The following is a 12,028-nucleotide window of genomic DNA, read 5'->3' as shown; positions in this document are numbered from 1 at the left end:
ATAGCGCCACATGCCGCCCATATCCCCCGAAGAGACACCCATCCCGCCAGCGAGGCCGCAGCCGACGAAGTTCGCGGCGCTCGTGCCCCTTCAGCTCCCCGTGTTCCGCATGCTGTGGAGCACATGGCTCGTCGCCAACATCTGCATGTGGATGAACGATGTGGCCGCCGCGTGGATGATGACCACGCTCACTTCTTCGCCGATCTGGGTGGCGCTGGTGCAGTCGGCCTCCACGCTGCCGGTGTTCCTTCTGGGCCTGCCCAGCGGCGCGCTGGCCGACATCCTCGACCGCCGGCGCTGGCTGGTGGCCACGCAGTTCTGGCTGGCCGGCACCGCCATCGTGCTGTGCGCCGCGTTGGCGCTCGACCTCATGACCGCGCCGCTGCTGCTGGCGCTGACTTTCGCCAACGGCATCGGGCTGGCACTGCGCTGGCCGGTATTCGCGGCCATCGTGCCCGAGCTGGTGCCGCGCACGCAGCTGCCGGCAGCGCTGGGCCTGAACGGCATCGCGATGAACGCGTCGCGCATCGTGGGCCCGCTCACCGCCGGCATGCTGATCGCGAGCGCGGGCAGCATCTGGGTGTTCGCGCTGAACGCGGTGCTGTCGGTGGCCTCGGGCTTCGTGGTGCTGCGCTGGCGGCGCGAGCACACGCCCAACCCGCTGGGCCGCGAGAAGCTCATCAGCGCAATGCGCGTGGGCGTGCAGTTCGTGCGGCAGTCGCAGCGCATGCGCGCGGTGCTCACGCGCATCTCGATCTTCTTCTTCCACTCGACCGCGCTGCTGGCGCTGCTGCCCCTGCTGGCGCGCAACCTCCAGGGCGGCGGCGCGGGCACCTTCACGCTGCTGCTGGCGGCCATGGGCGCGGGCGCGATCGTCGCGGTGCTGTTCCTGCCGCGGCTGCGCCAGGCGATGGGGCGCGACCAGCTGGTGCTGCGCGGCACGCTGCTGCAGTCGGGCGCCACGGCGGTGATGGCCTTCGCGCCCAATGCGTGGATCGCGGTGCCGGCGATGTTCTTCGGCGGCATGGCGTGGATCACGGTGGCCAACTCGCTCTCGGTGTCGGCCCAGCTCGCGCTGCCCGACTGGGTGCGCGCGCGCGGCATGTCGATGTACCAGATGGCGATCATGGGCGCGAGCGCGATCGGCGCGGCCATCTGGGGGCAGGTGGCCACCGTCACCTCGCTGGTCGAGAGCCTGTGCGTGGCGGCCGTCAGCGGCACGCTGCTGATGCTCGCGGCGCTGCGCTGGGTGACCGACCTGAGCGGCGAGGACGACACCAGCCCCGCGCAGGCCGGCTGGGCCGTCGGTCCGCCGACGCAGGCACCGGAGGAAAACGGCCGCGTGGTGATCACCGTCGAATACCTCATCGAGCCGTCGCGCGCCGCCGCCTTTCACCTCGTGATGCAGCAGACGCGCCGCGCGCGCCTGAGCCAGGGCGCCATCGGCTGGGAGCTGCTGCACGACATCGCGCAGCCCGAGCGCTACGTGGAACAGATCGTCGACGAGACCTGGACCGACCACCTGCGCCGCTTCAACCGCGCGACGGCCAGCGACATGGCGCTGCGCGAACGGCGGCTCGCTTTCCACATCGGCGAGTCGTCGCCGGTCATCACGCGCTACATCGTGCGGCGCTGAGCCGGCGCTCGCGCGACGGCTATTTCATACCAATTGGGCAAATTTGATGGCACGCCACTTGCATGGCGAAATTCGTCGGGTATCCACGGATAGCCCATCTTTTTTGACCGTATGGATAATTTAAGCCACCGCCACGCCCGGCGCCACGAGGTACACCCACGATGAATCCGCCGCCCCTGCGCAGCCGCTTCTGGTCCGACCTGACCAGCGAAGAGTTCTCCCGCCTCGACCGCGAACGGCTCATCGCCGTGCTGCCGGTGGGCGCCACCGAGCAGCACGGCCCGCATCTGCCGATGTCGACCGACACCGCCACCATCGACGGCATGGTGCGCGCCACGCTGCCGCACCTGCCCGACGACCTGCCGGCGCTGTTCCTGCCCACCGTGCCCTACGGCAAGAGCAACGAGCATTCGCGCTACCCCGGCACGCTCACCGTGTCGGCAAACACGCTGATCTCGATGTGGAAGGACATCGGCGCCTGCGTCGCCAAAGCCGGCGTGCGCAAGCTGGTGCTCTACAACAGCCACGGCGGCCAGATGAGCGTGATGGACATCGTCGCGCGCGACCTGCGCGAGGAGCACGGCATGATGGTCGTGGCCGCCAACTGGTACACGCTGGGCCTGCCGGAGGGCCTGTTCACCGCGCATGAAGGCAAGCACGGCATCCACGCCGGCGATCTCGAGAGCTCGGTGATGCTGCACCTCACGCCCGACTACGTGCGCCGCGACCAGTTCCGCAACTTCAGCTCCATGACCGAGCAGCTGGCCGCCGAGAACAAATTCCTCTCGATCACGCCCAGCGGCAAGCTCGGCTGGCAGATGCACGACATCAACCCGGCAGGCGCCGCCGGCGACGCCACGCGCGCCACCGCCGAGAAAGGCGCGGCCGTGCTCGACCACGTGGGCCGCCGCTTCGTCGAACTGCTGCAGGAGGTCGACCGCTTCCCGCTCTCGCGCCTGGCCAACCAGCCCGCCTGGAAATGAGCGCCGACGCCACCACCGCTGCCGGCGCGCCGCTGGTCAGCCTGCGCAACGTCAGCAAGCGCTTCGCCAACGGCACGCTCGCGCTGCAGGGCATGACGCTGGACATCGGCGAGCACGACTTCATCAGCTTCCTCGGCCCCTCGGGCTGCGGCAAGAGCACCGCGCTGCGCCTCATCGCGGGGCTCACGCGCCTGAGTTCGGGCGACATGCACTGGAGCAGTGCCGCCACCCACAAGAACGGCAAGACCGACCGCGACCTGGGCTTCGTGTTCCAGGAACCCACGCTCATGCCCTGGGCCAAGGTGTTCGACAACGTCTGGCTGCCGCTCAAGCTCGCCGGCACCAGCCGCGACGCCGCCGCGCCGGTGGTGAAGCAGGCGCTGGAGATGGTCGGCCTCTCGCGCTTCGCCGACGTGTATCCGCGCGAGCTCTCGGGCGGCATGAAGATGCGCGTGTCGATCGCCCGCGCGCTGGTCACGCACCCGCGCCTGCTGCTGATGGACGAGCCCTTCGCCGCGCTCGACGAGATGACGCGCATCAAGCTCAACAACGACCTGCTGGCCATCTGGCGCGAGCACCGCTTCTCGGTGGTGTTCGTCACGCACAGCGTGTACGAGTCGGTGTATCTGTCGAACCGCATCGTGGTGATGGCGGCGCGGCCCGGCCGCGTGATCGACGAGATCCGCATCGACGAGCCCTATCCGCGCGGCGAAGACTTCCGCACCTCGACCCGCTACAACGCACACTGCACCGCGGTGTCGCAATCGCTGCATGGAGCCCTGCATGGCGTCGACATCGATCACTGAGACCAACGCAGCCGGCCCTCTCGCGGATGCCGGCGCCGCGCCCTCCGAGGCTTCGCTGCGCGCGCACGAAGACCGTCTGCGCCGGCGCGAGTCGTTGCTGCGCATCGTGGTGCCCGCGGCCATCGTCGCGCTGCTGCTGCTGGCGTGGGAATGGACGGTTCGCGCCAACAACATCCCGCACTACATCCTGCCCGCGCCCTCGCTCATCATCCGCACGCTGTTCGACAACTGGGATTCACTGTCGAGCGCGCTGTGGTTCACGGTGAAGCTCACGCTGCTGGCGCTGGTCGCGGCCATCGTGGGCGGCGTGCTGCTGGCGATCGCCTTCGCGCTGTTCAAATGGGTGGAGATCGGCCTGTTCCCCATCGCCGTGATCCTGCAGGTGACGCCGATCATCGCGATCGCGCCGCTGATCCTGATCTACGTGTCGAGCACCACGGCGGCCCTGCTGCTGTGCGCATGGATCGTGGCCTTCTTCCCGATCCTGTCGAACACAGTCATCGGCCTGAAGAGCGCCGACAGCAACCTGCGCGACCTGTTCCAGCTCTACAAGGCCTCGCCCTGGCAGACCTTCCGCTACCTGCTGGCGCCCAGCGCGCTGCCCTACTTCATGGCGGGCCTGAAGATCGCGGGCGGGCTGAGCCTGATCGGCGCGGTGGTGGCCGAGTTCACGGCCGGCACGGCGGGCAAGGAAACGGGGCTGGCCTCGCGCATCCTCGAATCGAGCTTCCGCACCGAGATTCCGATGATGTTCGCGGCGCTGCTGCTGGTGTCCTTGCTGGGCATCGTGATCTTCATCGTGTTCGCGGCACTGTCGCGTCTGGTGTTGGGCCACTGGCACGAAAGCGAGATGCGCCGTGAAAGGTAGTTGGCTCGCCCCCAGGCTGCGCGCACTTCGTGTCGCTTCGCCAACCCCCTACCGGGGGCAACACCTGCGGCCCGGCAAAGCCGGTTCCGCGGTGTTCCCTTGCGAAGAGTCCCCCTTGACGGAGCGCCGATGAGCTCCGAACACGTTTCCCCTGCAAACGTCGACTGGAACGCCGTGCGCGAGGACCTGCGCGGCCTCAACGTGATCACCGCGCCGGGCCAGCGCAAGCAGCTGTCGAAGGACTTCTACTGGTACAGCCCCATCCTCACCGCGCAGCTCGCGGGCTGCGTGGCCGACCTGGTGGTGAAGGTCGGCACCGAGGACGACGTGCGCCAGGCCGCGGCCGTGGCCGCGAAGTGGAAGCTGCCGCTCACGGTGCGCGCGGGCGGCACCGGCAACTACGGCCAGTGCGTGCCGCTGGAAGGCGGCATCGTGCTCGACGTGACGCAGATGTGCCGCGTGCTCGACATCCGCGAGGGCAGCATCCGCGTGGAGGCCGGCGCGCGCATGCACGACATCGACCTCGCCGCGCGCGAGACCGGGCAGGCGCTGCGCATGTGGCCCTCGACCTGGCACGTGGCCTCCATCGGCGGCTTCATCGCGGGCGGCTTCGGCGGCATCGGCTCGTTCCGCCACGGCATCCTGCGCGACCCCGGCAACCTGCTGCGCGCGCGCGTGATGACGGTGGAGCGCGAGCCGCGCGTCATCGAACTGCACGGCGACGAGATCCAGCAGGTGCACCACGCCTACGGCACCAACGGCGTGATCCTCGACGTGGAAGTGGCGCTGAGCCCGGCCGTCGACTGGGTGCATTGCACGGTGCTGTTCGACACATACCGCGGCGCGCTCGACTTCGGCATCGCCGCGCAGGCGCCCTCGCTCGACATCTTCCTGCTCTCGACGGTGGAGGCGCGCTTCTCGCCCTACTACACCGCCATGCGCGACCGCTTCCCCGCCGACCGGCACGCGGTGTTCGCGATGGTCTCGCCCGAATCGATGGCCGAGTTCCGCGCGCTCGCCGACGCACAGGGCGGCACGATCTCGGTGGCCGGCACCGAGGCCGAGCTGCTCGCCGAAGGGCTGCCGCCCGCCTATGAGTGCGCCTTCAACCACACCACGCTGCAGGCACTGAAGGCCGACCGCAGCTGGACCTACCTGCAGGTGGCCTACGCCCAGCCCTTCGATCCGGCGGTGGTCGAGCGGCACCTCGAAATCTTCGGCGGCGACGTGCTGCAGCACCAGGACTTCGCGCGCGCCAATGGCGAGTGCGGCACCTTCGGCATCCTGCTGGTGCGCTGGAAGGGCGAGGCGCACCAGTACGAGGTGATCCGGGAGATCGAGTCGCAGGGCGGCTGCGTGATCTTCAACCCGCACGTCGTGACCATCGAGGACGGCGGCATGAAGACCATCGACACGCAGCAGATCGAGTTCAAGAAGCGCAGCGACCCGATGGGCCTGATGAACCCGGGCAAGACGCGCGGCTGGACTGCCGGCATGGCTGTCGAGCGCTGAAATGAAACCTTGGCTTTTCGCTCGTCGTGGGTGGTCTTCTGAGCGTTGCTGTTCAGGGCGCGCTCACGCCGACGGGGGACATTCGCGGAGGGGAGTACCCGACGGCCTGCGCACGCGCCCCGAAAAAAACCCCTCGACCAACACGAAAATCTCATCTCGCATTCAACCCAGGAGTCCACTGCCATGCGCGTTCCCGCTCTGACCATCCGTCCGCTTGCCCTCGGCATAGCGCTCGCTGCCGCCGCCTTCGCCGTGCAGGCGCAGGAAAAAGTGGTGTTCGCCACCAACTGGAAGGCGCAGGCCGGCCACGGCGGCTTCTACCAGGCGCTGGTGGACGGCACCTACAAGAAGTACGGCCTCGACGTCGACATCCAGCAGGGCGGCCCGATGGTCAACAACCGGCCGATGCTGCCGGCCGGCAAGGTCGACTTCCTGATGACCGGCAACCTGCTGCAGTCCTTCGACAACGTGAAGAACGGCGTACCCACCGTGGTGGTGGCCGCCTTCTTCCAGAAGGACCCGCAGGCCATGTTCGCGCACCCCGGCCAGGGGTTCGACACCTTCAAGGACATGACCAAGGCGCCCGTGGCCTTCATCGGCAAGGACGGCCAGTTCAGCTTCTGGCAGTGGATGAAGTCGGAGCACGGCTTCAAGGACTCGCAGCTCAAGCCCTACACCTTCAACGTGGGCCCGTTCCTGGCCGACAAGAAGTCGATCCAGCAGGGCTACGCCATCTCCGAGCCGCTGTCGATCAAGGCGCAGGCCGGCTTCGACCCGGTGGTGCAGCTCCTGGCCGACAACGGCTTCTCGACCTACTCGACCACCATCGAGACGCGCGCCGACATGGTGAAGACCAGGCCCGAGACGGTGCGCAAGTTCGTCGAGGCATCGATCATCGGCTGGAACAACTACCTCTACGGCGACAACAAGGCCGCCAACGAGATGATCGCCAGGATCAACCCCGACTCGCCCGTGGCCTCCTCGCAGGGCTCCATCGAGCTGATGAAGAAGATGGGCATCGTCGACAGCGGCGAATCGCTCACCAAGGGCATCGGCGCGATGGACGAGGCCCGCGTGAAGGACTTCTACGACAAGATGGTCAAGGCCGGCCTGTACAAGCCCGGCGAGGTCGACCTGTCGAAGGTGGTCACCACGCAGTTCGTGAACAAGGGCGTCGGCATCGACGTGCGCAAGAAGCTCACGGGCAAGTAGGCACACCGATTTTTTCCCGCGGGTCGCGCGGGGCTTGCGCCGGGGTCAGATGCCGGCGCCTGGGTTGCCATAAGGCACCGCGCGGCCTTTCACCCCCTGGGCTCTGACCCCGTCTCGCCGGCGGCCAACAACCGCCGGGCGAACCGGCCCTCAACCATGAAAACGCTAGTCGTCCACTGCCATCCGAACCCTGACAGTTTCAACCACGCGCTCTACCGCACCGCCCTCGAGGCGCTCCAGCCGCGACATCCCGTCAAGGCCATCGACCTGTACGCCGAGGGCTTCGACCCCACGCTGACATGCGAAGAGCGCATCGCCTACCTCGACAACCCCGCCCTGATACGCGAACGTGTGAAACCCCACGTCGAAGCGCTGCTGTGGGCCGAGCACCTGGTGTTCGTGTTTCCCACCTGGTTCCACGGGCCGCCGTCGATGCTCAAGGGCTGGCTCGAACGGGTGTGGCTGCCGGGCGTGGCCTTCCTGCCGGCGGAACGCAAGGGGCAGCTCGCGAAGTCGGGCATGCGGCACATCCGGCGGCTCACGGTGGTGACCACCGGCGGCTCGCCGCGCTGGTTCGTGATGGCCATCGGCGATCCGGGCAGGCGGCTCTTCACGCGGGCGCTGCGCGCACTCTTCGCGTGGCGCTGCAAGGTGACCTGGCTGCAGCTGCACGACATGAACGCCGTCACCGCGAGCGACCGCACCCATTTCATCGAACGCGTCTCGCGCAAGCTGGGCAGCATCTAGCGCAAGAGCCACCGACTCCAGAGGGAGACACAACACCATGAGCCTCGAACGCACGCTCACCGTCCGCGTCGAACGCATCTCGCGCCAGACGCCGGAAATCCTGGCCTTCGAGCTGGCCCACCCGTGGGGCCGGCCGCTGCCTTCCTACGAGGCCGGCGCGCACATCGACGTGCACATGCCCGGCGGCTTCTCGCGCCAGTACTCGCTGGCGCGCGCGCCATCGGCCGCGAACGCGGGGCGCTACGTGATCGGCGTGAAGCGCGAGCTGTCGAGTCGCGGCGGCTCGGCCTCGATGCACGAGCGCGTACGCGAGGGCGACCTGCTGCCGATCAGCGCGCCGCGCAACACCTTCCCGCTGCGCGAGGAGGCCACGCATCACCTGCTGCTGGCCGGCGGCATCGGCATGACGCCGCTGCTGGCGATGGCGCAGGCGCTCGCGGCGCGCGGCGCGGCCTTCACGCTGTGCGTGTTCGCGCGCAGCGAGGAGCACCTGGCTTTCGCCGACGCGCTGCGCATGCCTGCGCTGGCGCCGCACCTGCGCCTGCATCTCGACCAGGGCGATGCCTCTTCCCAGCGCATCGACCTGCGTTCGCTGCTGGCAGGGCACGCTCCCGGCACGCATCTGTACGTGTGCGGCCCCGGCGGCTTCATGCAGGCGGTGCGCGACGCCGCCGCGCACTGGCCCGAAGACGCGCTGCATGCCGAGTACTTCGCCGCGCCCACCGACGCGGGCGCGGCCGCCGGCCTGCCCTTCACGCTCAGGCTCGCCAGGCGCGGCATCACGGTGCCGGTGGCGGCCGACCAGACCGCCGTCGACGCGCTGCACGAGGTCGGCATCGACATTCCGGTGTCGTGCCAGCAAGGGCTGTGCGGCACCTGCGTGGTCGAGGGCGATGGCGAGGGCGCCGAGCACCGCGACTTCTGCCTCACGGGCAGCGAGCGCCGCCACAAGGTGGCGCTGTGCTGCTCGCGCGCCAAGGGGCTGGAACTGGAACTGCAGCTGTGAATGCACGCACCGCGATCACGGAAGAGAGCGACGGCGAGGCGCCCGCCACGCGCGGCCGCTCGCGCAAGTACACGCAGGTGCTCGGCCTCATCAACCAGGCCGCCATCGAGGTGTTCGCGAGCGAGGGGCTGGCCGGCGCGTCGACGCAGGCCATCGCCGACAAGGCGGGGCTGTCGAAGGCGCAGCTGCACTACTACATCGACAGCAAGGAGGCGCTGTACCGCCAGGTGCTGCAGGACATCCTCAACGACTGGATCGTGGTGTTCGGCTTCAGCGACGAGGCCTTCGGCCCGCGCAAGGTGCTGGGCGACCTGATCCGCCGCAAGATGATGTTCTCGTTCGAGCACCCGCTGCGCTCCCGCATCTTCACCGCCGAGATGCTGCGCGGTGCGCCGGTCATCAACGACATGATGGAGACGAGCAAGCAGCGCACCGACCAGGCCGCCGCCGTGATCCGCAACTGGATGACCCAGGGCCTGATGGACGAGGCCGACCCGATGCTGGTGCTGTTCCACATCTGGGCCGTGACGCAGTTCTACGCCGACCACGCCACGCAGGCCGCCTACTTCCGCGACACGGCCCAGCAGGGCCAGGACAAGGACGGCAAGGACCGGCGCTACCTGATCGAGCAGGTGACCGAGTTCCTGCTCAAGGGCGCCGGCGTCAGATAAGAACAGGACTTTTCGCGGACACCGCGGAACCGGCTCCGCCGGGCCGCAGGTGTCGCCCCCGGCGAGGGGTTGGCGAAGCGACACGAAGTGCGCGAAGCCTGGGGGAGTACCTATTGCGGCAGGTACATCGTGGCTTCCACCTCCACCAGCACCTCGTCCCCCGGCAGGAAGCGCGACACCTCCACCACCGTGCTCACTGGCGGCTCGCCCGGATAGAACAGGCCGCGCACCCGGTTGTAGAAGGCGTAGTGCGGCAGATGGCGGAAGTACTGCACCAGCTTCACCACGTCTTCCATCGTGCCGCCATGCTCGGCCGCGATCTGGCGGATGCGCTCCAGCACGAACCAGCTCTGCGCGACGATGGGCGCCTCGAACACATCCACCGACATCTGGCCGGTGGCGTAGCCCACGCTTTGCAAGGCGGTACGCGCTTCTTCGGGGATGGCGTCGTAGCCGGCGACCGCGCGGCGCGTGGCCGGGTCGACGGCGACCACGCCGCTCATGAAGACGAAATCGCCCACGCGCTTGGCGGCCGCGTAGTTGGCCATCGGCTTGCCCATGCTCATCGTTCGCTGCTCTCCAATACTTGGCCGGCGCGGATGACGGTGCGTTGCCGCCCGCGCGGGCCGATCAGTTCATGTTCCCCGGTGGCCGACAACACCAGCAGGTCGGCCGGGCAGCCCGGCGCGATGCGTCCGTCCCACGCGAGCCCCAGCGCCTTCGCGGGGTTCACGGTGATGGTGTCGAGCCAGTCGTCGGCCGGCGCGAGGTGCGCCGCCTGCACGCCGAGGCCGAAGGTCTCCAGCAGGTCGTAGCTGCCGTAGGGATAGAAGGCGTCCTGCACGTTGTCGGTCGCCAGGCTCGCACGCAAGCCCCGTGCCGCCGCTTCGCGGATGCGCGTGATGCCGCGACTCACCGGCGTGCGGTCCCACGCGCCCTGCAGGTAAAGATTGGTGGTGGGCAGCGCGACGAGGTGGATGCCCGCGCCGGCGCACAGCGCGAGCGTCTCGGCGGCCACCGCGTCTTCCTGCACCGAGAGCGAGCAGGCATGGCCGCAGACCACGCCCTGCCTGAAGTCGCGCGCACGCACCAGCTGGGCGATGCTGCGCAGGCCGGTGGCCTCGATGTCCAGGCCTTCGTCGACATGGAAGTCGAGCGCCAGGCCGTGCTGCTGCGCCAGGTCGAACACCCGCCCCAGCTTGTGGACGATGCCGTCGTTGCGGTAGACGAAGGCGCCGAGCACGCCTCTCGCGCGCTTCACCTCGCGCGCGACGCGCTCGCCCACCGCCATCTCGGCGAACAGGTCCAGCGGCGTGAGCGAGACGAACTGCAGCTCGATGCGCCCGCGCCATTCCTCGCGCAGCGCCTCGAACACCGCCAGCGCGGCCGGCGGCTCGGGCTGCACCCAGTCGAGGTGCGTGCGCAGCGCGCGGGTGCCTGACTGCCAGGCGTCGCGCAGCGCGTGCTCCATGCGCAGGCGCAGCGATTCGCCGGTCCAGCTCTCGCGGTGGCGGTTCATGCGCTCGATGGCGACGAACAGGTTGCCCTGCGCGGCGCCAACGTCCTGCACGGTGTAGTTCTTGTCGATGTGCGCATGCGCCTCGACCAAAGCGCTCAGCAGCGTGCCCCTGGCCTGCTGCTGTTGTGCGCTGGGCGTGATCGATCCGACCCTGTCGCCCGCCAGCACGATGTCGAACAGCTGCGCCTCGCCCGCCGCGAAGCCACGCAGCGGCGCCGGAATGCGCAGCCCTTCGAGCTTCATGCGCGCCGCTGCTTCCAGTCGCGCAGCCAGCCGAGGCCGGCCGAAGTGCCGCCGGGCTCCGAGCCGCGGCGCGGCCGGTACTCGCAGCCCACCCAGCCCTGCCAGCCGCACTGCGCCGACACCTCGTCGAGCACGTCGAAGAGGTAGGGGTAGTTCTGCTCGCCGGTGTCGGGCTCGTTGCGCTCGGGCACGCCCGCGATCTGGATGTGGCCGACGCGGCCGGTCGGCAGGTACTTGCGGATCTTCATCGCCACGTCGCCCTCGACGATCTGGCAGTGGTACAGGTCCATCTGCACCTTGAGGTTGGGCGCGCCCACGGTCTCGACGATCTCGTGCGCATGGTCCTGCCGGTTGATGAAGAAGCCCGGAATGTCGCGCGTGTTGATCGGCTCGATCAGCACGTCGCGGCCCGCCTTGGCGGCCTCGGCGGCAGCCCAGCGCAGGTTGTCGACGTACACGGGCTGCAGCGCGTCGCGCTGCTGTCCTTGTGGCACGAGGCCGGCCATGACGTGAATGCGCGGGCAGTCGAGCGCCACGGCGTAGTCGATGGCCCTGGCGATGCCCTCGCGGAACTCGGCCTCGCGCCCCGGCAGGCAGGCCAGTCCGCGCTCGCCGCCGTTCCAGTCGCCCGGCGGGCCGTTGAAAAGCACCTGCTGCAGGCCGTTGTGCTTCAGCCGGGCGACGATTTCTTCCTTCGAGAAGTCGTAGGGGAAGAGGTATTCCACGGCCTTGAAACCGTCCTTCGCGGCGGCGTCGAAGCGGTCGAGAAAGGCGAGCTCCGGATAGAGCATCGAGAGATTGGCTGCGAATTGGGGCATGGGGTGT

The 12,028-nt window shown here is 68.7% G+C and carries 12 protein-coding genes; 9 read left to right on the top strand and 3 right to left on the bottom strand.

Annotated features, from left to right (window positions below):
• The first annotated feature begins 10 nt into the window (after positions 1-10).
• From QMO14_RS06155 to QMO14_RS06115, 9 genes are all read left to right on the top strand, one after another.
• The gene (locus QMO14_RS06155) at positions 11-1,636 is read left to right on the top strand and encodes an MFS transporter (RefSeq protein ID WP_301505507.1); all 1,626 of its coding nucleotides are present in this window, start codon (positions 11-13) and stop codon (positions 1,634-1,636) included.
• A 161-nt stretch (positions 1,637-1,797) separates the two neighbouring features.
• Positions 1,798-2,619 (top strand): creatininase family protein, encoded by an 822-nt coding sequence (locus QMO14_RS06150; protein ID WP_301505506.1) that lies wholly within the window; start codon positions 1,798-1,800, stop codon positions 2,617-2,619.
• Complete coding sequence (locus QMO14_RS06145; RefSeq protein ID WP_301505505.1) at positions 2,616-3,425, top strand: ABC transporter ATP-binding protein; 810 nt, start codon at positions 2,616-2,618, stop codon at positions 3,423-3,425. The genes QMO14_RS06150 and QMO14_RS06145 overlap by 4 nt, the downstream gene beginning before the upstream one ends.
• Positions 3,403-4,293, top strand: a complete 891-nt coding sequence (locus QMO14_RS06140; protein ID WP_301505504.1) for an ABC transporter permease — start codon at positions 3,403-3,405, stop codon at positions 4,291-4,293. Before QMO14_RS06145 ends, QMO14_RS06140 begins: the two co-directional genes overlap by 23 nt.
• 129 nt (positions 4,294-4,422) lie before the next feature.
• The gene (locus tag QMO14_RS06135; protein WP_301505503.1) at positions 4,423-5,805 is read left to right on the top strand and encodes an FAD-binding oxidoreductase; all 1,383 of its coding nucleotides are present in this window, start codon (positions 4,423-4,425) and stop codon (positions 5,803-5,805) included.
• Positions 5,806-5,988: 183 nt separating this feature from the next.
• Entirely contained in the window at positions 5,989-7,017 is a 1,029-nt protein-coding gene (locus QMO14_RS06130; protein WP_301505502.1) for an ABC transporter substrate-binding protein, read from the top strand.
• A 156-nt stretch (positions 7,018-7,173) separates the two neighbouring features.
• On the top strand, positions 7,174-7,764 hold the full coding sequence (locus tag QMO14_RS06125; RefSeq protein ID WP_301505501.1) for an NAD(P)H-dependent oxidoreductase: 591 nt from the start codon (positions 7,174-7,176) through the stop codon (positions 7,762-7,764).
• A 37-nt stretch (positions 7,765-7,801) separates the two neighbouring features.
• Positions 7,802-8,770, top strand: coding sequence for a PDR/VanB family oxidoreductase (locus tag QMO14_RS06120; RefSeq protein ID WP_301505500.1), 969 nt, complete (start codon positions 7,802-7,804; stop codon positions 8,768-8,770).
• Positions 8,767-9,441, top strand: coding sequence for a TetR family transcriptional regulator C-terminal domain-containing protein (locus tag QMO14_RS06115; protein WP_301505499.1), 675 nt, complete (start codon positions 8,767-8,769; stop codon positions 9,439-9,441). Before QMO14_RS06120 ends, QMO14_RS06115 begins: the two co-directional genes overlap by 4 nt.
• A gap of 110 nt (positions 9,442-9,551) precedes the next feature.
• Here QMO14_RS06115 and QMO14_RS06110 read toward each other — a convergent pair whose 3' ends face one another.
• Genes QMO14_RS06110 through otnI form a run of 3 tightly spaced genes read right to left on the bottom strand, consistent with a single transcriptional unit; the run spans position 9,552 to position 12,021 of the window.
• Positions 9,552-10,007: a RidA family protein gene (locus QMO14_RS06110; protein ID WP_301505498.1), complete on the bottom strand. Its 456-nt coding sequence runs from the start codon at positions 10,005-10,007 to the stop codon at positions 9,552-9,554.
• Positions 10,004-11,203 carry an amidohydrolase family protein gene (locus QMO14_RS06105; RefSeq protein ID WP_301505497.1) on the bottom strand — a complete coding sequence of 400 codons (1,200 nt, stop codon included), beginning with the start codon at positions 11,201-11,203 and terminating at the stop codon, positions 10,004-10,006. Before QMO14_RS06105 ends, QMO14_RS06110 begins: the two co-directional genes overlap by 4 nt.
• Complete coding sequence (gene otnI / locus QMO14_RS06100; RefSeq protein WP_301505496.1) at positions 11,200-12,021, bottom strand: 2-oxo-tetronate isomerase; 822 nt, start codon at positions 12,019-12,021, stop codon at positions 11,200-11,202. The genes QMO14_RS06105 and otnI overlap by 4 nt, the downstream gene beginning before the upstream one ends.
• Positions 12,022-12,028: the final 7 nt, after the last annotated feature.

The organism is Variovorax sp. CAN15 (assembly GCF_030462475.1).
Classification (GTDB): Bacteria; Pseudomonadota; Gammaproteobacteria; order Burkholderiales; family Burkholderiaceae_C; genus Variovorax.
This window is presented reverse-complemented; position numbering and strand designations above follow the sequence as displayed.